This window comes from Methyloversatilis sp. RAC08 (assembly GCF_001713355.1).
In the GTDB taxonomy this organism is placed as follows: Bacteria; Pseudomonadota; Gammaproteobacteria; order Burkholderiales; family Rhodocyclaceae; genus Methyloversatilis.
In genome coordinates this window covers 1276629-1298763 of sequence record NZ_CP016448.1, presented here as the reverse complement: position 1 = coordinate 1298763, position 22135 = coordinate 1276629, and the positions used below count along the sequence as shown (strand labels likewise).

The window sequence follows — 22135 nt, the reverse complement described above, 5'->3', positions numbered from 1 at the left end:
CGGCGCGGCAGGCTTCAGACGCCGAAGCTTTCGCCGCAGCCGCAGGCGGCCTTGACGTTGGGATTGTTGAACTTGAAGCCTTCGTTCAGGCCTTCACGCACGAAGTCGAGTTCGGTGCCGTCGAGAAAGGGCAGGCTTTTCGGATCGACCAGCACGGTGACGCCATGGCTTTCGAAGCGCACGTCCTCCGCCTCGGCGGCGTCCGCGAACTCAAGCGCGTAGGCCAGCCCGGAACAGCCGCTGGTCTTCACCGCCAGCCGCAGGCCGACGCCCTGGCCGCGTTTGGTCAGACTTTTCTGCACGTGCCGCGCCGCGGCTTCACTGATGGTGATGGTCATGGCCGGACTCCGCTCACATCGAGAAGGAACTGCCGCAGCCGCACGACGACGTCGCGTTCGGGTTGCGGATGATGAAGCGCGAGCCTTCGAGTCCGTCCTCGAAATCGATCTCGGCGCCCATCAGGTACTGCAGGCTCATCGAGTCGGCGAGCAGCGTGACGCCGGACTGCACGATGTGCGTGTCGTCCTCGTTCACCGTCTCTTCGAAGGCGAAGCCGTACTGGAAGCCGGAACAGCCGCCGCCGGTCACATAGACGCGCAGCTTCAGTGCCGGATTGCCCTCTTCGGCAATCATTTCGGCCACCTTGCTGGCAGCGGCTTCGCAGAAGGTGATCGGCGACAGGGCGGGCGGGGTTGCCGCGGCGAGGGTGTTTTCGGTCAGCGTGTTCATGACGTGTCCTTTCAGGCGCCTTCGACGGCCGTGTTGGCGGCGGTCTGCTTGGTGCGGTAATCGGCGACGGCGGCCTTGATCGCGTCTTCGGCCAGGATGGAGCAGTGGATCTTCACCGGAGGCAGTGCAAGCTCTTCGGCGATTTCGGTGTTCTTGATCGCCAGTGCCTCGTCGAGCGTCTTGCCCTTGACCCATTCGGTCACCAGCGACGACGAGGCTATCGCCGAGCCGCAGCCGTAGGTCTTGAATTTCGCGTCTTCGATGATGCCGTCGGCACCGACCTTGATCTGCAGCTTCATGACGTCGCCGCAGGCGGGGGCACCGACCATGCCGGTACCGACGTCTTCGTCCTGGTTCGAGTAGCCGCCGACGTTGCGCGGGTTGTCGTAGTGGTCAAGCACCTTGTCGCTGTATGCCATGGTGGTTCTCCGCTGAAAGAGGTGAGTGAGGGGTGTTGCCTGAGTCGCTCAGTGACTGGCCCACTGAACCGTCGCCAGATCGATGCCTTCGTTGTGCATGTCCCACAGTGGCGACAGTTCGCGCAGCTTGTTCACCGCAGTGCTGACTTTCTCGATCACCGCATCGACCTCCTGCTGCGTCGTGAAGCGGCCGATCGAGAAGCGGATCGAGCTGTGCGCAAGTTCGTCGCTGCGGCCCATGGCGCGCAGTACGTAGGACGGCTCCAGGCTGGCCGAGGTGCAGGCCGAGCCGGACGACACGGCGACGTCCTTCATGCCCATCAGCAGCGATTCGCCTTCGACGAAGTTGAAGCTGAGGTTGAGGTTGTGCGGCACGCGCTGTTCGAGGTCGCCGTTGACGAACACCTGATCGAGGGCCATCAGCCCGTTCATCAGGCGATCGCGCAGCGAGCGGATGCGTTCGTTCTCGCTGCCCATGCTGTCGCGTGCCAGCCAGTAGGCTTCGCCCATGCCGATGATCTGGTGGGTCGCCAGCGTGCCGGAACGCATGCCGCGCTCGTGGCCGCCGCCGTGGATGATGGCGTCGATTCGCACGCGCGGCTTGCGGCTGACATAGAGCGCGCCGATGCCTTTCGGGCCGTAGGTCTTGTGTGCCGACAGCGACATCAGGTCGACCGGCAGCTCGTCCAGACTGAACGGCACCTTGCCGGTTGCCTGCGCGCCATCGACATGGAACAGCACGCCCTTTTCGCGGCAGATGGCGCCCAGCGCGGCGATGTCCTGGATGACGCCGGTTTCGTTGTTCACGAACATGACCGACGCGATCACCGTGTCCGGCCGCAGCGCGGCGCGGAATGCATCGAGGTCGAGCAGACCGTTTTCCTGCACGTCGAGCACCGTCACGTCGCAGCCGGCGCGTTCGAGTTCGCGCACCGTGTCGAGCACCGACTTGTGTTCGGTCTTCACGGTCACGACATGCTTGCCTCGGCCGGCGTGGAACTGCATCGCGCCCTTGATGGCCAGGTTGTTCGATTCCGTGGCGCCGGAAGTCCACACGATGGAACGCGGATCGGCGCCGACCAGCGCCGCCACCTGTTCGCGGGCCAGTTCCACCGCTTCTTCCGCGGCCCAGCCGTAGGCATGCGAGCGGCTGGCCGGATTGCCGAAGTTGTCGAACAGCCAGGGCATCATCTTTCCGACCACCCGCGGATCGACGGGTGTGGTGGCGGCGTAGTCCAGATAGATCGGGCGGTTCATGTCGGACTCTCCTGCATGGAAGGGTGTTGCAGGGACTACGCAACTTGCGGGCCAGTTTGAAAACTTGATATGGATCAGAGACTTGCTTTTCCACGCGTCGCGAGCGCCGCGATCGTCAGACAAGTCATGTCGAATTTGTAGGGTTGCCGACGCGCCGCAGCACGACACGCACCGCGCTGCCGGATCGGCGAGCGGAATCCGCGCCCGGCGGCCGAAAGTCGCGCCGGCACGGCCGTTGCGGCGGATCTGCCGGGTGGCGACGGCAGCGCTGCGCCAGGTCGGCGCGGGCATGGCACGCCGCATGCATTGAGACCTGCAACAAGGAGGTCGCAATGCGTGATGTCTTGCTTGCAGTAATCGGCATAGCGCTGGTCAACAACGTGGTGCTGGTCCGCTTCCTCGGCCTGTGCCCCTTCATGGGCGTGTCGAAGAAGATCGACAGCGCCTTCGGCATGGGGCTGGCCACCACCTTCGTCATGACGCTGTCGGCGCTGGCGGCCTGGGTGCTCGAGTACGCGCTGCTGCGGCCGTTCGATCTGGGCTATCTGCGCATCCTGTCCTACATCGTCGTCATTGCCGCAGTCGTGCAGTTCGTCGAAATGGCGATGCGCAAATCCACACCCGATCTGCACCGCGTGCTCGGCATCTACCTGCCGCTGATCACCACCAACTGCGCGGTGCTCGGCATCCCGCTGCTCAATGCGCAGTCCGCGCTCGGCGTCGGCATGAGCGTGCTGACCGGCTTCGCCTCCGGCGTCGGCTTCACCCTGGTGATGGTGCTGTTCGCCGGTCTGCGCGAGCGCCTGCAGCTGGCGCGCGTGCCGGACAGTTTCGAAGGCGCACCGATCGCGTTCGTCACGGCCAGCCTGCTGGCGCTGGCATTCATGGGTTTCACCGGGCTCGTACCCGCAGCAGGAGGCTGAAATGGAACAGATGATCACCGCAGTGATGAGCCTGGCCGCCATCGGCTCAGGTCTTGGCGTCGTGCTCGGTGTGGCGGCGCGCAAGTTCGCCGTCGAGGGCGACAGCCGCGTGGAAGAGATCGTGGCCATGCTGCCGGCCGCCAATTGCGGTCAGTGCGGCTTCCCCGGATGTGAAGGTGCGGCGCAGGCCATCGTCGAGGGCGAGGCGTCGCCGACCTGCTGCCCGCCGGGCGGCAAGGTCGTGGCGCTGGCGATCGCCGGACACCTCGGCATCACGCTGGGCGACGACGATATGGATGAAGCGCCGAAGATCGCGGTCATCGAGGACGCGATCTGCATCGGCTGCACCAAGTGCTACCGCCTGTGTCCGTCGGACGCCATCGTCGGCGCGATGAAGCAGCTGCACGGCGTGTTCGTCGAAGCGTGTACCGGCTGCAACCAGTGCGCCGAGAAGTGCCCGACCGGTGCCATCACGATGCAGGAACTGCCGACCACCGCAGGCACCTGGGTGATGCCGAAGCCACCGATGGCGGCCTGACGTCATGGCTCACGTCGTCATCCCGCCGATCCGGCGCCTGCTCACGCGCTGGGGCATCCATCCGGACAGCCACAAGTTCCCGGCGGCCGGGCTGGCCATCGCCGATGCCGGGTTGCCGCCGCTGCTGGTGCTGCCGCTGTCGCAGCAGGCCGGCGCGCCCGGTGGTGAAGGTCGGTGACCACGTGCTGCGCGGTCAGCTGGTGGCCGAGGCGGTCGGCCATGTGTCGGCGCACGTGCATGCTTCGACCTCCGGCACCGTGATGGCGATCGGCGACGCGCCGATGCCGCATCCGTCCGGACTGCCCGGGCAGGGCATCACGCTGCGCCCGGATGGTCTCGACCGCTGGGCGCCGCGCGACGTCGAACCGTATCCGATCAATCTGGCGCCGGAAGAGATTGCCCGTCGAGTCGCTGCCGCCGGGGTCGTCGGCATGGGCGGCGCCGCGTTTCCGGCCGCGGTCAAGCTGGCGCTCGGCCAGCGCAGCGGCATACACACCGTCATCCTCAACGGCAGCGAATGCGAGCCTTACCTGTCATGCGACGACCGGCTGATGCAGGAGTGCGCCAGCGACATCATCGAAGGGGCGCGCCTGCTGCTGCGCGCCACCGGGGCGCAGCATCTGCTGGTGGGCATCGAGGACAACAAGCCGGATGCCATCGACGCCATGAAGGTGGCGGCGCATCCCTACCCGGAAGTGTCGGTCGTGCGCATTCCGAGCCGTTACCCGATGGGTGCCGAGCGCCAGCTCATCCACACCCTGCTCGGGGTCGAGCCGCCTGCCGGCGGGCGGGCGGCCGATGTCGGCGTGGTGGTGCACAACGTGGGCACGGCGGCGGCGGTGTGGCGCGCGCTGCGCCACGGCGAAGCGCTGACCGAGCGGGTGATCACGGTGGCCGGTGGTGCCGTCGCGGCGCCGCGCAACATGCGCGCGCGCGTCGGCACGCCGCTGTCATGGCTGGTCGAGCGCGCAGGCGGACTGACTCGCGAGCCGGCCCGGCTGGTGGTCGGCGGACCGATGATGGGTGTGGCCGTGCCCGACCTCGACGTGCCGGTCGGCAAGGGTGCCAGCGGCGTGCTGGCGCTGACCGCGGCCGAAGTCGGTGCACGCGAGCCGAGCGCCTGCATCCGCTGCGGCAGTTGCGTCGTGGCCTGTCCGGTCGGCCTGATGCCGCTGGAAATGGCCAACCGCATCCATGCCGGCGAACTGGAGCAGGCCGAGGACATCGGCCTGCGCGACTGCCTCACCTGCGGCGCCTGCGGCTATGTGTGCCCGTCGCGCATACCGCTGGTGCAGTACTTCGCGCACGCCCGCGGCGAACTGATGGCGCGCGAACGCGAACGCAAGCGGCTCGACGAGGTGCGCGAACTGACCGAGGCGCGCGCCGCGCGCCATGAACGCGAGGCGCGTGAAAAGGCCGAAATGCACGCCCGCCGCAAGGCCGAACGCGCGGCCGCACAAGCGGCCGAAGCGGCGGCGAAGGCGGCCGCCTCGCACGAGGAATCGGCATGAACACGCCGGTGCAGGCGTCGCCGCATGCGCTGTCGCGGCGCACCAGCGGCCAGATCATGGCGCTCGTCATGGCGGCCCTGGTGCCGGCCACCGTGGCCGGCTTCTGGCAGTTCGGCTGGCCGGCCTTCTGTCTGTGGGCGGTCACCGTGCTGTCCTGCGTACTGGCCGAAGCACTGTGCCTGCAGGGGTCCGGCCGGCGCGTCGCACCGGTGCTGTCGGACGGCTCGGCCGCGCTGACCGGCTGGCTGCTCGCCATGTCGCTGCCGCCCTGGGCACCTTGGTGGATCGGCGTGCTTGGAGGCTTCATTTCCATCGTCATCGCCAAGCAGGTGTTCGGCGGGCTCGGCTGCAACGTTTTCAATCCGGCCATGGTGGGACGCACCGTTCTGCTGGTGTCGTTCCCGGTTCACATGACGCAGTGGGTGAGCCCGCAGGTGCTGGCCCAGGGCACCGACCTCGCGCAGGCGATCGCCATCGGCCTGAACGGGGGCATCCCCGATGCGCTGACCAGCGCCTCGCTGCTCGGCCACGTGAAGACCGAACTCGGACGAGGCCTGACGCTGGTCGATGCGATGCACGGCTTTCTGCCAGACGAGGCGCTGCTGGGCCTGCGGGCCGGCAGCCTCGGCGAAACGTCGGCGCTGCTGATCGGCGCCGGCGGGCTGTTCCTGGTGTTCAAGCGCGTCATCGGCCTGCGCATTCCGGTCGGCTTCCTCGCCGGTCTGTGCATTCCCGCAGCCATCGCGCACGCTGCGGCGCCGCAGGCCTTCCTGCCGGCGTCCACCCATCTGCTGTCGGGCGGTGCGCTGCTGTGCGCCTTCTTCATCGCCACCGACTATGTCACCTCGCCCAGTGCGCCGTTCGGGCAGTGGATATTCGCGCTCGGCGCCGGCCTGCTGACGTGGTTGATCCGCACCTGGGGCGGCTATCCGGAAGGTGTCGGCTTCGCCATCCTGCTGATGAATGCCGCCACACCCCTGCTTGACCTGTGGGCCCGGCCGCGCATCTTCGGCCGGCGCATCGGCGGCAAGCCACTGGACGCGCGTCGGGCACAGGAGGTCACGCGATGAGCGGTTCGCGCGCACCTGACGCACTGTGGTTTCCGGGCGCCTCGCTGGGCGTGGTGATGCTGGTCACCACCGCCTTCCTCGCCGTCGGTCAGTTCGCCACGCGCGAGCAGATCGCGCAGGCGCAATCGGATGACACGCGGCTGCAGCTCGAACAGATCCTGCCGGCCGGCTATGCCGACAACAACCTGCTGACCGACACGCTGCAGCTGGCCGGGCCGGACGGTGCGCCGCTGACCGTGCATCGCGCCCGCAAGCAGGGCGTGTTGCGGGCGCTGCTGTTCGAAATGTCGGGCTACGGCTACGGCGGGCGCATCGTGCTGCTGATGGCGGTCGATGTCGACGGCCGCATCGTAGGCGTGCGGGTGACGAAGCACAACGAAACACCGGGCCTGGGCGACAAGATCGAGGTCGCGCGGCATGACTGGATACGTTTCTTCGACGGCAAGTCGCTGCAGCAGCCGGCACCGGCGCGCTGGGCGGTGAAGAAGGATGGCGGCGACTTCGACCAGTTCGCCGGCGCGACCATCACGCCGCGCGCGGTCGTCGCCACGGTGAAGAAAGGCCTCGAATTTCTCGCCGCGCACCGCCCGGAACTGACGGCTGAAGCGAGCGGCGAGGCGGTGCCGGTCAGCGGGGAGAAGCCATGAGTGACAGTCCGTCAGCGAAGACCGTCGCGCGCGACGGCCTGTGGGACAACAATGCGGTGCTCGGCCAGATGCTCGGCCTGTGTCCCGCGATGGCGGTGACCAGCAGCGCGACCAACGGTCTGGGCATGGGTCTGGCGACGATGGTCGTGCTGGTCATGTCGAATGCGCTCATTTCGTCGCTGCGTCACTGGGTCAGCGACGAGGTGCGCATTCCGGTCTTCATCGTGCTGATAGCCGGCATGGTGACGCTGGTCGATATGTGCCTGAACGCCTGGTTCCACGACCTGTACAAGGTGCTCGGCATCTTCATCGCGCTGATCGTCGTCAATTGCGCGGTGCTCGGCCGCGCCGAAGCCTTCGCGTCGCGCCAGTCGGCGGCGCTGTCGGCGTTCGACGGTCTGGCGACCGGCCTCGGCTTCACGCTGGCGCTGACGGTGATGGGCGCGCTGCGCGAAATCACCGGTGCCGGCACGCTGTTCGCGAATGCACATCTGCTGCTCGGGCCGCATTTCGCATTTCTCGAAACGAAGGTGCTGCCGGCGGATTCCGGCGCGCTGTTCATGATCCTGCCGCCGGGCGGATTTCTCGCTCTCGGCCTGCTGATCGCGGGACGCCGCTGGCTGCAGCGGCGCGCCGATCGGCGTGCGGCTGCGCTGACCGGCGCGCAGGCCGCTCACTGAAGGAGGCGCGCCATGCGGATTGCCGTTGCCTATGCGGGCAGTGTCGCCAGCCACTGGCTGAAGATCGACGTGCCGGATGCCTGCACGGTGGCCGAAGGCATCGAACTGTCGGGCATCCTGAAGCTGTGCCCGGACATCGACCTCAGCCGGCAGAAGGTCGGCGTATTCGGCAAGGTGGTGAAGAAGGACGCACCGTTGCGCCCGGGCGACCGCATCGAAATATATCGACCGATCATCTGCGACCCGGAAACGGTGCCGCGCAAGAACGGCATGTCGGACGACGATGACGACGACTGAAACGCGGTCTGCGCCGGACGCGTCCGCGTCTGCTGCCGAGGTCGTGCGCGCCTATCACGTGCGCACCCGCCACCGTTACGCCGGCTACGCCGCCGGCCCGGAAACGCTGGACTGGGACGCGCAGCCGGCGGCGTTCCGGCACTTCGACGGCGCGCCGCGCCGCGCGCTGCCGCTGGCGACCGACGACGCCAATCCGGCCCGGCCGCGACTCGATCTGGATTTTGCCGCACTCGACACGCCGCTGCTGCCGTTGCCGCTGTCGCTGCACACGCTGGGGGCGCTGCTGCACCTGTCGCTCGGCCTGACGGCATGGAAATCGAGCGGCCCTGACCGCTGGGCGGTGCGCGCCAATCCATCCAGCGGCAACCTGCACCCGGTGGAGGCCTACCTGGTGATACGCGGGCTCGACGCGCTCGCCGACGGGCTGTACCACTACCTTCCCGAAACGCACGAGCTTGAATGCCGCGCCCGCCACGGCGTACGTGCCACCGGGAGCGCCGGCGTGCACATCGTGCTGACGTCGGTCATGTGGCGCGAGGCGTGGAAATACGGCGAGCGCGCTTTCCGCTATTGTCAGCTGGACACCGGTCACGCAGTCGGTGCGATGCGCTACGCGGCGGCCGTGCTTGGCTGGACGCTAAAGGCGCAGCCGGACATCGACGCGGCGTCGCTGGCGGCGCTCGTCGGCACCGATCGCCTGCAGGATTTTCCGGCGCGCCGCGCCATCGATACCGAAATCGAGGAGGCCGAACTGCTGCTCGGCATAGGCTGCGACGGCAACGATGCGCTGCCGCTGCCCGCCATCGATGCCGTGCAGTGGTTCGGACCGGCGAGCACGGTGGACCGCCATCCGATGTATCGCTGGGCGGCGGTGGGCGAGGTGGCGGCCGCCACGCGCGATGCCGTGCAGGGCGCCGCGCCCGTTGCCGCCGGGCATCCGGCAGGCGCACGCGCAACACGCGCGGCTGCCGCGCCCGCAAGACGCGGGCGATCGATCGGCGAGGTGTTGCTCGGGCGGCGCAGCGCGCAGCGCTTCGACCCGCGGACGGTCATGGCGCGCGACGCCTTCGATCGTCTGCTGGAACGCCTGCAGCCGTCCGGCGGCATGCCCTGGGACGCGCTGCCCGGTGGCTGGCGCATCGACCTGCTGCTGTTCGTGCACCGCGTCGAAGGCCTGTCGCCCGGGGTCTATCTGCTGTCGCGTGGCGGTGTCGAACAGGGTGTGCCGGCGCGGCTGGCCCGTCAGCACGACCTGCTGCCGGTGGACGATGCCGCAGTGCCGCTCTACCAGCTGGCGGCGATGGAGCCGATGGCGCTTGCGCGGCTGGCACGCAGCCTGCACTGCCATCAGGACATTGCCGCCAACGGCTGTGTTGCGCTCGGCATGCTGTGCGAATTCGAAGCTGCGCTGGCGGCGTCTGCCGCCAACTATCGCGACCTGCACCGGCAGGCCGGGCTGATCGGCCAGGTGCTCTATGCCGAGGCGGAAGCGATGGGCCTGCGCGGCACCGGCATCGGCTGCTTCTTCGACGACGCGGTGCACGAGCTGATCGGCCTCGAAGGCACGGCGCACCAGACGCTGTACCACTTCACCCTCGGGCGCGCGATCGACGATGCGCGCATCGAATCATCGCCGGCCTACGCGCAGCGCACACCGGCCGCATCGGAACCCACGCCATGAACGACCACGCGACCGCTTCCCGCCATCGCTGCATTCCCGCCGACCAGGCGGCCGACCTGCTGCTGCGCCATCGCAGCGGCGCGCTTGCATCGCTGGCGCTGTTCGACACGCGCGACCGTGCCAGCTTCGAGCGCGCGCACATCGCCGGCGCACAGCACCTGACCGAAGCCGGGTTCGGCGCCGCGATGCAGACGGTCGGCCGCGCGACGCCAGTGCTCATCTACTGCTATCGCGGCAACGCCAGCAAGACCTGGGCGGGCATGTTCGCCGACTTCCGCTACGCCGAGGTCTACAGCGTCGACGGCGGTCACGACGCGCTTGCCGCGGCGCTTGAACGGCGCGCATCGGCAAGTGCCGGGCAGCCTTCGTCGGCCGGTGGTTCGGCTGCACTGCAGGCCTTCGTGGCCGAACAGGGCTTCGACGCCACCGATCTCGACGCGCCGCGCGAACACGGCCTGACGCCACTGATGCGCGCGGCGCTGTCCGGCCGGGCCGACCTCGTGTCCGAACTGCTGGCGCTCGGGGTTGCCGTCGACCGGCGCAACGGTGACGGCAACAACGCGCTGTGGCTGGGCTGCGTGTCCGGTCAGGCCGTCATCGTGCGTGCGCTGGTGGCTGCCGGCATCGATCTCGACAACCGCAACGACACCGGCGCCACGGCACTGATGTACACCGCATCCAGCGGCAAGCACGACATGCTGGCGCTGCTGCTCGAATGCGGCGCTGACCCGATGATCCGCACCGATGACGATTACCTCGCCGCCGATCTCGCGGCCACCGCCGAATGCCTGCGCCTGTTGCGTCACACGGTGCGGTGAAATGATCCGGCCAGCGCGGGTCGCAATTCCGGCTTTTGTCCCCATGTGCGGCTGACAAGGCGCATCGCGTCACGACGATGTGTCATCGTTGACCGATGCGCGAGTCTGCAGGGGAAAGACGTGAGTGGATTGCTGGCCGAATACGGCCTGTGGCTGTTGTTTGCAGTGGTGCTGGCGGAACAGCTCGGGTTGCCGATTCCGGCCATGCCGCTGGTCATGCTGGCCGGCGCGCGCGTGGCGGACGAACCGATGTACGGCGTGATCGCGCTGCTGGTGGCAGTGCTCGCGTCAACGCTGGGTGATCTGGCCTGGTATGTCGCCGGACGGCGTCACGGCCATCGCGTGCTGAAGCTGCTGTGCCGCATTTCGCTGTCGCCCGACACCTGCGTGCGCACCAGCGAATCGACCTTCACGCGTTACGGACTGGCCACGCTGGTGATCGCCAAGTTCGTGCCCGGCCTGTCCACGCTGGCCCCGCCGCTGGCCGGTGCGCTGGGCATGCGGCCGAGCGCCTTCATGCTGTTCAACACCGCCGGTGCGCTGCTGTGGGCCGGTGCCGCGCTGGCCATCGGGCTGGTGTTCCACGAACAGATCGGCGTCGTGCTCGACTATCTGGCCGGACTTGGTTCAGCGGCTGCCGCCGCGGTCGGCACGCTGCTCGCGCTGTATGTCGGTTACCGCTGGTTCGACCGCCAGCGCGCGATGAAGGCGCTGCGCGCGGTCAGGCTGGCGCCCGCCGACCTGCTGGACATGCTCGACAGCGGCGTCGACGTGACGGTCATCGACGTGCGCTCCGCGTTGATCGCCGATGCCGAACCGGTGCGCATCCCGGGCGCGCTGCACATCGCGCTCGAACATATCGATGCCGCGGCGCATCGGCTGCCGCGCGACCGGCCCGTCATCGTGTATTGCGCGTGCCCGAATGACGTGTCGGCAGTGCGCGCCACCTTGAAGCTGCGCGCGGCCGGCATCGTCGACGCGCGGCCGTTGCTCGGCGGCATCGACGGCTGGAAGGCAGCCGGCTACCGTCTGGAAATGATCGAACCGGCCGCCGGCGTTTGACCCGGCTTGCGCAGCGCCGTAGGCTGCGCGCCCGTGTTGTCCCTGCACTGAACCTGAACACCTCAGTTGATCGCTTGAAACATCGATGGAAGACATTGCCCTTGCAACTTTCCTGCTTTCGCCAGGCCTTCGCCCTCCGGGTGAGCGCGCTTCGCCGCCCTGTGCACGGCCGGCGGGGTGCCCGGCTGCGTTGCTCGTCCTTGCAGGTAGCCATCCTGCCGCGTCCTCGCGCCTTGCCGTACGCCCCGCCAACCATACCCATGGCGTCGATCAAATGAGGTTTTCAGGTTGAACGCATCATGAGCCTGACCGCCTGCGGCATCGATTTCGGTACCTCCAACTCCACCGCCGCGGTGCACGACGGTGCAGTCGCCCGTCTGTTGCCGCTGGAAGCGGGTCGGCTGACGCTGCCGTCGGCCGTGTTCTTCAATCTCGACGAAGACACGATGTCGTTCGGCCGCGCCGCGCTGAACGAATACCTCGAAGGTTACGAGGGGCGGCTGATGCGTTCGATGAAAAGCCTGCTCGGCAGCGGCCTGATGGATACCGGCACCGATGTCGGCGGCCGTCATCTCGCATTCCGCGACCTGATCGGCGGCTTTCTGGCCGAAATCCGCAAGCGCGCCGAAACCGCGGCGCGCTGCGGCTTCGACCAGGTGGTCATCGGCCGGCCGGTGTATTTCGTCGACGATGACCGCGAAGCCGACCAGCTGGCCGAAGACACGCTGGCGCAGATCGTGCGCGGACTGGGCTTTCGTGACGTCAGTTTCCAGTTCGAACCGATCGCCGCGGCGCATGCTTTCGAGCAGACCGTCGACCGGGAATCCCTGGTGCTGGTGGTCGACATCGGCGGCGGCACGTCCGACTTTTCCTTGGTGCGCCTGTCGCCCGAGCGGCGCAACGCGACTGACCGCAGCGCCGACCTGCTGGGCACCAGCGGCGTGCATATCGGCGGCACCGATTTCGACAAGCGGCTGTCGCTCTCCTGCGTCATGCCGGAACTGGGCATGGGCGGCCTGCTGGCCAGCGGCGCCATCCTGCCCAACACCACCTATTTCCAGCTCGCCACCTGGCACACCATCCATCTTGCCTATCCGCGCGCCGTGCTGGCCAGCCTGCAGGACATGCGGCTCGACGTGGTCGACACGAAGCGCTTTGACCGCCTGCTGCGCGTGGTGCGCGAACGCAGCGGCCACCGCATCGCCATGCGCTCGGAAGCGGCAAAGATCGAACTGTCTCAGGCGCTCGCCTGCGAGCTCGATCTCGATGTGGCGGAAGCCGGACTGGCGGTGACCCTGACGCGCCCGCAGTTCGAAGCCGCCATCGCAGCCGAGATCGAACGGGTGTGCGCCGCCGCGCAGCGCTGCCTCGATCACGCCGGCGTGCGTGCGGACACGCTCGACACGCTGTTCTTCACCGGTGGCTCGAGCGCCGTGCCGGTGCTGCGTGATGCGCTGTCCCGGCGCTTTCCGAAAGCGCGCCCGGTCGAGGGCGACCTGTATGGCAGCGTCGGCTGCGGCCTGGCCGTCGTGGCGAGGCAGCGCTACGGTTGATCGGCCGTTGCCCGGCCGCAGGTGTCGCGGCAGCAGTTTTGCGAGCGGCACTGCGGGAGCAGCGGTGGTTTTGTGGGAGCGGCGATCCACTGCCGGCCCTGCATGGCCGGCCGGCTCTGCGGGCGGCGAGCAATGCTCGCCGAAACCCCCGCTCCGCCCTCGCCGCGATCAGCGCAGCGATGATCGATGATCAACGTGCGTATCGCGGCGAGGCCGCCGCTCCCACAGTCGACACCGCTCCCACAGTCGACAATGCCCGGAAAGGCGCCTACCTACCCAACTGCCCGCGGGCGCTCGATGCCGAGTTTCTTCATGCGCGAGCGCAGTGTGCCGGCGGCCAGACCGAGGGCGGCGGCGGCGCCGGATTTGCCTTCGATGACCCAGTTGTGGTCGCTCAGCATCTGGGTGATGTGGCGGCGTTCGACCGATTCGAGATCGACGGCGGTGGCTGGAGTCGGTGACGACGGACCGGCGTTGTCGCCCAGCGGCGGCACATCGAGCACGCTGCCGCGGCACACGATGGTGGCGCGCTCGATCACGTTCTGCAGCTCTCGGATGTTGCCCGGCCAGTCGTAGGCCTGCAGCCGCTCCAGTGCGCGTGCCGACACGCCATCTATCGCCTTGCCGTGCTCGGTCGAGAATTTCTTCAGGAAATGTGCGACCAGTGCCGGAACGTCTTCGCGCCGCTGGCGCAGCGGCGGCAGTTCGACCGGGAACACGTTGATGCGGTAGTACAGGTCGGCGCGGAAGCTGCCGTCCTTCACCATGGCCTTGAGGTCGCGGTGGGTGGCGACGACGATGCGCACATCGACCTTGATTGTGGCCTGTCCGCCGACGCGCTCGAATTCGTGTTCCTGCAGCACGCGCAGCAGCTTGGCCTGGGTGTCCGGCGGCAGTTCGCCGATTTCGTCGAGGAACAGCGTGCCGCCGTCGGCCAGTTCGAAGCGGCCGAGCCGGCGTGTCGCCGCACCGGTGAAGGCGCCTTTTTCGTGGCCGAACAGTTCGCTTTCGACCAGATTCGCCGGGATGGCCGCGCAGTTGAGCTTGATGAAGGGCTTGTCCTTGCGGTCGCTGCGATCATGCAGTGCGCGCGCCAAGGATTCTTTGCCGACGCCGCTTTCGCCGAGGATGAGCACGGTGGCCGAGGTGCCGGCGACCTGGTCGATGCGCGCCAGCACCTCGTTCAGCTTCGGGCTCTGGCCGACGATGTCCGATGACGGCGTCGCGGTCAGCATTTCCGCCTTCAGGTAGACGTTCTCGTCGGCCAGACGCTTGCCCAGTTCGCTGACTTGACCCAGCGCATCGTTCAACGCGCGTTCGGCGTCGCGTTGCGCGGTCACGTCCACCGGGTAGGCGTGGAACACCTGATCCTGTTCGATGTAGTGCGCCTTGCAGTGCAGGACGCGCCCGCCCACCGGGTATTCCCAGTCGGCCGACGGCGGAGTGGCCTCGCGCAGCGCGCGCAGCCGCTCGGCGAGATCGTCCGGCAACAGCCGCTGCGGCTCGCCGCCGGCATGACCGACGCCCGCCAGCAGGTCGCGCGCACCCGGGTTGGCGTAGGTGACCACACCGGTGCCGTCCAGCCGCAGCACGGCCGACGGGTTGCGCTCGGGAAACAGCGCGATCGTGCGCTGGTGGCTGCTGGCGTCGAAATAGCGCTTCAGGTTGAACGCCACCAGCGTGCCGAGCAGCAGCAGGAAACCCGAGTAGCCATAGACGATGAAGGCGATGAAGCGCGTCGCCGCGTGGGTTTCCTCGACGCTGGCGCTGAATTCGCGGCGGATGTCTTCGACGATACCTGCCAGTTCGCCGCCCATCTGGTCGGCATGCATGCCCACCTGCGACAGCAGCGCCATCGCTGCGCCATCATTCGGACGCGGGCTCGACAATGCAGTCTCCAGCTGTTCCGCCAGGCTCTGCACCTCGCCCAGCCCGATGCGGCAGATCGTTGCGTCCTGGTCGTCGAGCGCGTGCTCCAGCTTGTTCAGATGGGTCAGCAGCATGGCGTGATTGCTGCGATACAGCTGCCGGAATTCGTCCACGTCGCGGCTGGCGTAATAGCGGTACAGGATCGCCTGCTGTGCTGCGATAGGTCCGCGCAGGCTCGAGATCGCCTCCAGCGCGGGCAGGCGCATCGTGAACAGTCTTTCCGACGCCTGTTCGAGCGCCCGCGTCTGCAGGTAAACCGCGCTGGCCAGCACCACGCTGATCACGGTCGCGACGATGAAGGCGATGACCAGCCCGCGGGCGGGCGGCTTCACCAGCTCGCTGGCGTGGGCGGAGCGCGCGTCGGTTTCCGGCAGCGGAAGGCGGAAGGAAACGGGCGGGTGTGGGTGCGGGGGTATCGCGGGCATCGGTCATCACGGGGTCGCTGGACCCTCGATCAGACCGGCGCGGCAGCGCCAACCTTACCCGTCGCTGCCCAGCGTACCCGCGACCGGTCGTGGCCGCGTGTCATCCGTCACGGCCGGCTGCCAGCCGCCGCCCAGCGCGCGGAACGACGCCACCGCGGCGCGCGCCGCGTCGGCTTCAGCCTGGATGCGGGCGTCGCGCGTGCGCAGCAGTCGGCTGTCGGCGTCGAGCACCTCGACCAGACTGACCACGCCGCCCTGCCAGGCCGCGAAGGCGCGCTCGCGCGCACGGGTGAGCGCCGCCTCGCCGGTGCTCAGCGTCGCAGCCTGCGACTCGCGCTTGACCAGCGTGGTGAAGGCGTTTTCTACCTCTTCGGTGGCGCGCAGCACCGCCTGCCGGTACAGCGCCAGCGCTTCGGCTTCGCCACCGCGCGCCGCAGCCACTTCGGCATCGACGCGCCCGAAGTCGAACAGCCGCCAGCGCAGGCCGGCGGCCAGACGCGCCTGCGCGGCGCCCGACGCGATCAGGCTGCCGCCACCCGCCGTGGCAAAACCCAGCAGGCCGGTCAGCGCCATGCGCGGATAGTACGCGGTGATGGCTTCGCCGATGCGTGCATTCGAGGCGGCCAGCCGGTACTCGGCCGCCATCAGGTCGGGTCGGCGGCGGATCAGGCTGGCGGGACCACCCGCTGTGGCGATGGCCGGCGCACGCGGCAGCGCAGCGGGCGGCTCGAGTTCGGCGCGCCAGTGGCCCGGGGTGTCGCCGGTCAGCACGTCGAGCGCGAACATCGCCGCATCGCGCCCGGCTTCGAGTGCGGGCAGCGCGGCCTCGACCTCCGCCAGCGCGCCCTGCGCCTGATCGTGCTGCAGTTCGGCGGCCAGACCGCGCGACACCTGCAGCGCAATCAGCCCGACCAGACGGCGCTGCGTATCGATCTGTTCGTGCAGCACCTGCAGCCGCGACTGCAGCGCCCGCACATATATATAGGTGTCGGCCGCCTGCGCCACGACGGCCAGTCGTGCGCCGGCCTCGCCGGCACCTGCCGCCAGATAGTCGGCGCGGGCGGCGTCCTCGCCGCGCTGCAGGCCACCGAACAGGTCCAGTTCCCAGCTGGATCCCGCGTTGAGCGCGTATTCGTCGGCCGTGCGGTCAAAGCCGGGGCGCGCGTCGAGCAGGCGACCCAGTGGCGTCTGCATCGACAGTCGGCCGGTGGCCGCCTCGGCGCCCAACTGGCCGTACGGGCGCTGGATCGCCGTGCGCACCGCCAGCCCGGCACGTGCCTGTTCGAGCCGCGCCGCCGCCACCGCAAGGTCGAGGTTGCCGGCCAGCACGCGCGCGACGATGCGATCGAGCAGCGGGTCGTCGAATCCCGCCCACCAGCGGGCAGGATCTTCCGCGCCCACCGGGGCGCTGCGCGCGGCCACCGCGCCGGCCGACACGAAGTGCGTACTGGCTGGCGGCTCGGGGCGGCGGAAGTCGGGGCCGACCGCGCAGCCACCCAGGGTGAGGCCGGTCAGCATCCATACGGCGGCGGTCGGCAGGCGGCGGAGGGATGACGGCATGGCGCGCTCCTGATAAAGAGTTACAAGTTTATATACTCGTTACTCGTTGTCAATGCGGGGTCGACCTTGTAACCTTGCTTCATGGATGACATCGCAGCCCACGACACCCCTTTGGCGACCGGTCAGCGCGGCCCGGTCGAACACGAACGGCGCGAGCAGATCATCGCCGCCGCTGACGAACACTTCCGTCACTACGGTTACCAGAAGACCACGGTGGCCGACCTGGCGCGCGCCATCGGTGTGTCGAGCGCCTACGTCTATCGCTTCTTCGAGTCCAAGCAGGCGATCGGCGAGGCGGTCTGCAGGATGACGCTGCAGCCGCTGGATGAACGGCTGATGGCCATCGCGAGCGAGGACGCGCCTGCCGCGGATCGGCTGAGACGCTTCTACCGCGCGCTTTTTGAAGAAGGCTTCGAACTGTTCTTCAACGAGCGCCGGCTGCACGACATCGTGGTGGCGGCGGTCGAAGAGGGCTGGGGCTCGGTGGCGCAGCACAAGGACGCCATCCTGCAGGCGCTGTGCCGCATCGTGGCCGACGGCCGGGAGCGCGGCGAGTTCGAGCGCAAGACACCGCTCGACGAGGTGTGCCGCGCGATCTTCGTCACCACGTCGCCGTTCTGCCATCCGGTGATGCTCGAACAGACGCCGCGCGAGGAGATCGCCACCAATGCGGCGGCGGTGTCCAGCCTGGTGCTGCGCAGCCTTTCGCCCTGAGCGAATGTTTTCAGGTTACTAGTTGACTTATTCGTAACTTGTTACGAAACTGGGCGCTCTCTTTCCGAAAGTGCCCGGTCATGGATGCCCGCCCGCTTCGCCTCCCCGCCGTTATCGGCCTTGTCTTCGCATTCCCGCTCGTTCTTGCCCTCGCAGCCTGCACCCAGCCGGCGCAGCCCGACCCGCGCACCGGTGTGCCGCGGGTGGCCGTCGCCGTCGTGCAGCCGGACCGGGCGGCCTCGCAGTCTTACACCGGCGTGGTGACGTCGCGCGTGGTCGGTGATCTGGGTTTCCGGGTCGCCGGCAAGGTCGTGGAGCGCCTGGTCGATACCGGCCAGACGGTGCGGCGCGGCCAGCCGCTGATGCGGCTCGATGCGGCCGATCTCGATCTGGCGCTCGCGGCGCAGGCCGCGGCGGTCGAGGCGGCTCGGGCGCGCGCGGTTCAGGCGCGCGCCGACGAGCAGCGGCTGCGCGGAATGGTGGAGCAGGGTGCCGTGTCGGCCCAGGTGCGCGACCAGGCGGTCGCCGGCGCCGACAGCGCGCAGGCGCTGCTCGACGCGGCGCTGGCGCAGCAGCAGGTGGCACGCAACGCTTCCGGCTACACGCTGCTGGTGGCCGACAGCGACGGTGTGGTGGTCGATACCCTCGCCGAACCGGGCCAGGTCGTGCGCGCCGGCGAGCCGGTCGTGCGGCTGGCGCGCGCGGGGGCACGCGAGGCGCAGGTCAATTTGCCCGAATCGGTGCGTCCGGCGGTCGGCTCGCGCGCCACCGCCACCTTGCACAGTCTGCCGGGTGCCACTTTCACGGCCCGGCTGCGTCAGTTGTCCGACGCGGCCGACCCGCGCAGCCGCACCTTCGAAGCGCGCTACCTGCTCGACGGCGCTGCAGCGCAGGCACCGATCGGCAGTACGGTGACGCTTGCGCTCGACAGTCTGCCGGGTGAGGGGGCCGGCGAGCGGGTGCGGGTGCCGATCGCCGCGCTGCACGACACCGGCCATGGCCCGGGCGTGTGGGTGATCGAGCAGGCAGGCGATAGCAGCCGAGTCGCCTTCCGCGCGGTCACCGTGGCCGGCCTGGGACACGACAGCGCGACGATTTCCGCCGGCCTGCGCGTCGGCGAACGCATCGTCGCGCTCGGCGCCCACCTGCTGCGCGATGGCAGCGCCGTGCGCGGCCTCGACACGGCACTCGCCGCCGCGGGGCGTGCGCCATGAGCCGCCTCAACCTGTCGGCGCTGGCGGTGCGCGAACGCGCGGTCACGCTGTTCCTGATCATCGCGGTGGCGCTGTCCGGCGTGTTTGCCTTCTTCAAGCTGGGCCGGGCCGAAGACCCGGTGTTCAGCATCAAGGTGATGACCTTCAGCGCCGCCTGGCCGGGCGCCACCGCGCAGCAGATGCAGGATCTGGTGGCCGAGCCGCTGGAAAAGCGCATGCAGGAACTGGCTGGCTACGACCGGGTGGAAACCTTCACCCGGCCCGGCCTGATGTTCGCCACGCTGACGCTGAAGGATTCGACCCGCCCGGCCGACGTGCCGGAGCAGTTCTACCAGGCGCGCAAGAAGCTCGGCGACGAGGCGCGCCGCCTGCCGCCCGGCGTCTACGGGCCGTTCATCAACGACGAATATTCCGACGTGAATTTCGCGCTCTATGCGCTCAAGGCGCGCGACCTGCCGCAACGCGATCTGGTGCGCGAGGCGGAGCGGCTGCGCGAGCGGCTGCTGCGCGTGCCCGGCGTGAACAAGGTGAACATCATCGGCGAGCGGCCGGAGCGGGTGTTCGTCGAGTTGTCGTACGAGCGGCTGACCACGCTGGGCATCGATGCGCGCGACATTTTCGACGCGTTGGCGCGGCAGAACGCGGTGACGCCGGCCGGCTCGGTCGGTACCGACGGCCCGCGCGTGTTCCTGCGGCTCGACGGCGCCTACGCCGGTGTCGACACGCTGCGCGACACCCCGGTGCGCGCCGGCGATCGCACGTTCCGGCTGGGCGACATCGCCGACATCCGGCGCGGCTTCGAGGATCCGGCCACCTTCCTGATCCGCCATGACGGCGAACCGTCGATGGTGATCGGCGTCGTCATGCGACCCGGCTGGAACGGCCTGGAGCTGGACCGCGCACTCGCGGCCGAAGAGGCCGCGCTGACCGCCGAACTGCCGCTCGGCCTCAGCTTCACGAAGATTTCCGACCAGGCGGTGAACATCACCCAGGCGGTGGACGAATTCATGCTGAAGTTCTTCGTCGCGCTGGCGGTGGTGACCGGCGTGAGCTTCCTGTCGCTCGGCTGGCGCGAGGGCGTCATCGTCGCGGCCGCCGTGCCGCTCACGCTGGCGGCGGTGTTCATCGTCATGCTGATGACCGGGCGCGAGTTCGACCGCATCACGCTGGGTGCGCTCATCCTATCGCTCGGCCTGCTGGTGGACGACGCCATCATCGCCATCGAAATGATGGTGGTGAAGATGCAGGAAGGCATGGCGCGCGTCGAAGCCGCCGCACACGCATGGACGGTCACCGCCGCGCCCATGCTGTCCGGCACCGCGGTGACCGTGATCGGCCTGATGCCGGTGGGCTTCGCCGCGTCGAGCGCCGGTGAGTACGCCGGCAACATCTTCTGGATCGTGGCCTTTTCGCTGCTGATGTCCTGGCTGGTCGCCGTGGTGTTCACGCCCTATCTGGGGGTCAAGCTGCTGCCGGCCGTGGCCGCCGTGCCCGGCGGCGCCCGTGCCATCTACGACACGCCGCGCTACCGGCAGCTGCGCGCGCTGGTCGCGTGGTGCGTGCGGCGCAAGGGCACGGTGGCCCTGGTCGTGCTGCTCATGTTCGGTGCATCGATGGCTGCGATGGTCGTCGTGAAGAAGCAGTTTTTCCCGGTGTCCGAGCGGCCGGAACTGATCGTCGAGGTGACGCTGCCGTCCGGCAGCGACATCGCCGCCACGCAGCGCACGACCGAAAAGGTCGAGGGCTGGCTGCGGCTGCAGCCGGAATCGAAGGTCGTCACGGCCTACATCGGGCAGGGCGCGCCGCGCTTCTTCTTCTCGCTGTCGCAGGAACTGCCCGATCCGGCATTCGCCAAGATCATCGTGCTGACCCCGGGCGCGGCCGAACGCGACATCCTCAGACAGCGCCTGCGCGAGCGCGTCGCCGAGGGCCTGGCGCCGGAGGCGCGCGTGCGCGCCACACAACTGCTGTTCGGCCCGCCGGTCCCGTTCCCGGTGTCCTACCGCGTCAGCGGGCCCGACCTCGACCGGCTGCGCGCGATCGCCAGCGACGTCGAGGCGGTGATGCGCGCCCACCCGGACATGCGCGAGGTGCACCGCGACAACACCGGGCCGGCCGCGACGCTGCGCTTCGTGCTCGATCAGTCGCGGCTGCGCCAGATCGGGCTGTCGCCGGCCGAGGCGGCACAGCAGCTGCAGTTCCTGCTCGACGGCGTGACGGTGACCGAACTGCGCGAAGACATCCGCTCGGTGGCTGTGGTGGCGCGCGTCGGCGGCTCGATACAGGCAAACCCGCGCAGCGACCCGGCTTCGCTGGATGCCCTGTCACTGATCGCCGCCGACGGCCGGCGCATTCCGCTGGCGCAGATCGGGCGCACCGAGGTGCGGCAGGAAGAGCCGGTGCTGCACCGGCGCGACCGCCACCCGACCATCGTGGTGCGCGGCGACATCGCCGAGCACGTGCAGCCGCCGGATGTGTCGGCCGGGATCGACCGCGCGCTGACCGACCTGCGCGCCGCGCTGCCCGACGGCTACCGCATCGACACCGGCGGTTCGATCGAGGAAAGCAACAAGGCCAACCTTGCGCTGGCGGCGGTATTCCCGGTCATGCTGCTGCTGATGCTGACGGTCATCATGATCCAGGTGCGTTCGTTTTCCGCGATGACCATGGTGTTCCTGACGGCGCCGCTCGGGCTGATCGGTGCGGCACCCGCGCTGCTGCTGTTCGACCAGCCCTTCGGCTTCAACGCCATCCTCGGCTTGATCGGGCTGGCCGGCATCCTGATGCGCAATACGCTCATCCTGGTCGGCCAGATCGAGGCCAACGGTGCCGCCGGCATGCGTCCGTACGACGCCGTGGTCGAAGCCACCGTGCAGCGCGCCCGACCGGTGCTGCTGACCGCGGTGGCCGCGGTGCTCGCGTTCATCCCGCTGACCACTTCGACATTCTGGGGGGCGCTCGCCTATACCTTGATCGGGGGCACGGCGGTCGGCACCGTGCTGACATTGCTTTTCCTGCCGGCGCTGTTCGCGCTGTGGTTCCGCATCGGCGCACCGGCGGCCGAACAAGGCCGCTCGCCTCCCCCTCGCTTGCAGACGGAGCACTGAC

21 protein-coding genes are annotated in these 22135 nt (G+C 68.7%); 15 read left to right on the top strand and 6 right to left on the bottom strand.

Features of this window, described 5'->3' with window-relative positions; all coding sequences use genetic code 11:
• Window positions 1–14: 14 nt before the first annotated feature.
• Genes iscA through BSY238_RS05870 form a run of 4 tightly spaced genes read right to left on the bottom strand, consistent with a single transcriptional unit; the run spans window position 15 to window position 2405 of the window.
• Complete coding sequence (iscA, locus tag BSY238_RS05885; protein ID WP_069038317.1) at window positions 15–338, bottom strand: iron-sulfur cluster assembly protein IscA; 324 nt, start codon at window positions 336–338, stop codon at window positions 15–17.
• A 13-nt stretch (window positions 339–351) separates the two neighbouring features.
• On the bottom strand, window positions 352–729 hold the full coding sequence (gene erpA, locus BSY238_RS05880) for an iron-sulfur cluster insertion protein ErpA (protein WP_069038316.1): 378 nt from the start codon (window positions 727–729) through the stop codon (window positions 352–354).
• A gap of 11 nt (window positions 730–740) precedes the next feature.
• On the bottom strand, window positions 741–1148 hold the full coding sequence (iscU, locus tag BSY238_RS05875; protein WP_069038315.1) for a Fe-S cluster assembly scaffold IscU: 408 nt from the start codon (window positions 1146–1148) through the stop codon (window positions 741–743).
• A 48-nt stretch (window positions 1149–1196) separates the two neighbouring features.
• Window positions 1197–2405: an IscS subfamily cysteine desulfurase gene (locus BSY238_RS05870; RefSeq protein ID WP_069038314.1), complete on the bottom strand. Its 1209-nt coding sequence runs from the start codon at window positions 2403–2405 to the stop codon at window positions 1197–1199.
• A 332-nt stretch (window positions 2406–2737) separates the two neighbouring features.
• Here BSY238_RS05870 and rsxA point away from each other — a divergent pair, with 332 nt between their 5' ends.
• The 12 genes from rsxA to BSY238_RS05815 all read left to right on the top strand — a co-directional run bounded on the left by rsxA (window position 2738) and on the right by BSY238_RS05815 (window position 13185).
• A complete protein-coding gene (gene rsxA / locus BSY238_RS05865; protein ID WP_069038313.1) occupies window positions 2738–3328 on the top strand; it encodes an electron transport complex subunit RsxA in 591 nt (196 codons plus the stop codon).
• 1 nt (window position 3329) lies between these two features.
• Window positions 3330–3866, top strand: a complete 537-nt coding sequence (locus tag BSY238_RS05860) for an RnfABCDGE type electron transport complex subunit B (RefSeq protein WP_069038312.1) — start codon at window positions 3330–3332, stop codon at window positions 3864–3866.
• Window positions 3867–3870: 4 nt separating this feature from the next.
• Entirely contained in the window at window positions 3871–4044 is a 174-nt protein-coding gene (locus tag BSY238_RS18715) for a hypothetical protein (RefSeq protein WP_223300286.1), read from the top strand.
• On the top strand, window positions 4028–5377 hold the full coding sequence (rsxC, locus tag BSY238_RS05855; protein WP_236952612.1) for an electron transport complex subunit RsxC: 1350 nt from the start codon (window positions 4028–4030) through the stop codon (window positions 5375–5377). Before BSY238_RS18715 ends, rsxC begins: the two co-directional genes overlap by 17 nt.
• A complete protein-coding gene (locus BSY238_RS05850) occupies window positions 5374–6447 on the top strand; it encodes an RnfABCDGE type electron transport complex subunit D (RefSeq protein WP_069038311.1) in 1074 nt (357 codons plus the stop codon). Before rsxC ends, BSY238_RS05850 begins: the two co-directional genes overlap by 4 nt.
• On the top strand, window positions 6444–7094 hold the full coding sequence (gene rsxG, locus BSY238_RS05845) for an electron transport complex subunit RsxG (protein ID WP_069038310.1): 651 nt from the start codon (window positions 6444–6446) through the stop codon (window positions 7092–7094). Before BSY238_RS05850 ends, rsxG begins: the two co-directional genes overlap by 4 nt.
• Window positions 7091–7774: an electron transport complex subunit E gene (locus BSY238_RS05840; RefSeq protein WP_069038309.1), complete on the top strand. Its 684-nt coding sequence runs from the start codon at window positions 7091–7093 to the stop codon at window positions 7772–7774. Before rsxG ends, BSY238_RS05840 begins: the two co-directional genes overlap by 4 nt.
• Before the next feature lie 12 nt (window positions 7775–7786).
• Window positions 7787–8071 carry an RnfH family protein gene (locus tag BSY238_RS05835; protein WP_069038308.1) on the top strand — a complete coding sequence of 95 codons (285 nt, stop codon included), beginning with the start codon at window positions 7787–7789 and terminating at the stop codon, window positions 8069–8071.
• Window positions 8058–9752, top strand: a complete 1695-nt coding sequence (locus BSY238_RS05830; RefSeq protein WP_069038307.1) for a SagB/ThcOx family dehydrogenase — start codon at window positions 8058–8060, stop codon at window positions 9750–9752. Before BSY238_RS05835 ends, BSY238_RS05830 begins: the two co-directional genes overlap by 14 nt.
• A complete protein-coding gene (locus BSY238_RS05825) occupies window positions 9749–10570 on the top strand; it encodes an ankyrin repeat domain-containing protein (protein ID WP_069038306.1) in 822 nt (273 codons plus the stop codon). The genes BSY238_RS05830 and BSY238_RS05825 overlap by 4 nt, the downstream gene beginning before the upstream one ends.
• Window positions 10571–10690: 120 nt before the next feature.
• The gene (locus BSY238_RS05820; protein ID WP_069038305.1) at window positions 10691–11632 is read left to right on the top strand and encodes a VTT domain-containing protein; all 942 of its coding nucleotides are present in this window, start codon (window positions 10691–10693) and stop codon (window positions 11630–11632) included.
• Between the two features lie 299 nt (window positions 11633–11931).
• Window positions 11932–13185, top strand: coding sequence for an Hsp70 family protein (locus tag BSY238_RS05815; protein WP_069038304.1), 1254 nt, complete (start codon window positions 11932–11934; stop codon window positions 13183–13185).
• A 272-nt stretch (window positions 13186–13457) separates the two neighbouring features.
• Here BSY238_RS05815 and BSY238_RS18505 read toward each other — a convergent pair whose 3' ends face one another.
• Together BSY238_RS18505 and BSY238_RS05805 are read right to left on the bottom strand one after the other, a co-directional pair.
• Window positions 13458–15539 (bottom strand): sigma-54 interaction domain-containing protein, encoded by a 2082-nt coding sequence (locus BSY238_RS18505; RefSeq protein WP_069038303.1) that lies wholly within the window; start codon window positions 15537–15539, stop codon window positions 13458–13460.
• 54 nt (window positions 15540–15593) lie between these two features.
• Window positions 15594–17099 carry an efflux transporter outer membrane subunit gene (locus BSY238_RS05805; protein WP_069038302.1) on the bottom strand — a complete coding sequence of 502 codons (1506 nt, stop codon included), beginning with the start codon at window positions 17097–17099 and terminating at the stop codon, window positions 15594–15596.
• Window positions 17100–17180: 81 nt separating this feature from the next.
• Between BSY238_RS05805 and BSY238_RS05800 the strand changes: the two genes are divergently transcribed.
• The 3 genes from BSY238_RS05800 to BSY238_RS05790 all read left to right on the top strand — a co-directional run bounded on the left by BSY238_RS05800 (window position 17181) and on the right by BSY238_RS05790 (window position 22134).
• Window positions 17181–17813: a TetR/AcrR family transcriptional regulator gene (locus tag BSY238_RS05800; RefSeq protein ID WP_069038301.1), complete on the top strand. Its 633-nt coding sequence runs from the start codon at window positions 17181–17183 to the stop codon at window positions 17811–17813.
• A gap of 203 nt (window positions 17814–18016) precedes the next feature.
• Entirely contained in the window at window positions 18017–19027 is a 1011-nt protein-coding gene (locus BSY238_RS05795; RefSeq protein ID WP_223300284.1) for an efflux RND transporter periplasmic adaptor subunit, read from the top strand.
• The gene (locus BSY238_RS05790) at window positions 19024–22134 is read left to right on the top strand and encodes an efflux RND transporter permease subunit (RefSeq protein ID WP_069038299.1); all 3111 of its coding nucleotides are present in this window, start codon (window positions 19024–19026) and stop codon (window positions 22132–22134) included. Before BSY238_RS05795 ends, BSY238_RS05790 begins: the two co-directional genes overlap by 4 nt.
• Window position 22135: the final 1 nt, after the last annotated feature.

Coding starts and splice junctions, on each gene's coding strand:
- BSY238_RS05800 (WP_069038301.1), top strand. CDS start 17,181: ATGGATGACATCGCAGCCCACGACACCCCTTTGGCGACCGGTCAGCGC.
- BSY238_RS18715 (WP_223300286.1), top strand. CDS start 3,871: ATGGCTCACGTCGTCATCCCGCCGATCCGGCGCCTGCTCACGCGCTGG.
- rsxA (WP_069038313.1), top strand. CDS start 2,738: ATGCGTGATGTCTTGCTTGCAGTAATCGGCATAGCGCTGGTCAACAAC.
- BSY238_RS05830 (WP_069038307.1), top strand. CDS start 8,058: ATGACGACGACTGAAACGCGGTCTGCGCCGGACGCGTCCGCGTCTGCT.
- BSY238_RS05815 (WP_069038304.1), top strand. CDS start 11,932: ATGAGCCTGACCGCCTGCGGCATCGATTTCGGTACCTCCAACTCCACC.
- BSY238_RS05840 (WP_069038309.1), top strand. CDS start 7,091: ATGAGTGACAGTCCGTCAGCGAAGACCGTCGCGCGCGACGGCCTGTGG.
- iscU (WP_069038315.1), bottom strand. CDS start 1,148: ATGGCATACAGCGACAAGGTGCTTGACCACTACGACAACCCGCGCAAC.
- BSY238_RS05805 (WP_069038302.1), bottom strand. CDS start 17,099: ATGCCGTCATCCCTCCGCCGCCTGCCGACCGCCGCCGTATGGATGCTG.
- iscA (WP_069038317.1), bottom strand. CDS start 338: ATGACCATCACCATCAGTGAAGCCGCGGCGCGGCACGTGCAGAAAAGT.
- BSY238_RS05790 (WP_069038299.1), top strand. CDS start 19,024: ATGAGCCGCCTCAACCTGTCGGCGCTGGCGGTGCGCGAACGCGCGGTC.
- BSY238_RS05850 (WP_069038311.1), top strand. CDS start 5,374: ATGAACACGCCGGTGCAGGCGTCGCCGCATGCGCTGTCGCGGCGCACC.
- BSY238_RS05860 (WP_069038312.1), top strand. CDS start 3,330: ATGGAACAGATGATCACCGCAGTGATGAGCCTGGCCGCCATCGGCTCA.
- rsxG (WP_069038310.1), top strand. CDS start 6,444: ATGAGCGGTTCGCGCGCACCTGACGCACTGTGGTTTCCGGGCGCCTCG.
- BSY238_RS05825 (WP_069038306.1), top strand. CDS start 9,749: ATGAACGACCACGCGACCGCTTCCCGCCATCGCTGCATTCCCGCCGAC.
- BSY238_RS18505 (WP_069038303.1), bottom strand. CDS start 15,539: ATGCCCGCGATACCCCCGCACCCACACCCGCCCGTTTCCTTCCGCCTT.
- BSY238_RS05870 (WP_069038314.1), bottom strand. CDS start 2,405: ATGAACCGCCCGATCTATCTGGACTACGCCGCCACCACACCCGTCGAT.
- BSY238_RS05835 (WP_069038308.1), top strand. CDS start 7,787: ATGCGGATTGCCGTTGCCTATGCGGGCAGTGTCGCCAGCCACTGGCTG.
- erpA (WP_069038316.1), bottom strand. CDS start 729: ATGAACACGCTGACCGAAAACACCCTCGCCGCGGCAACCCCGCCCGCC.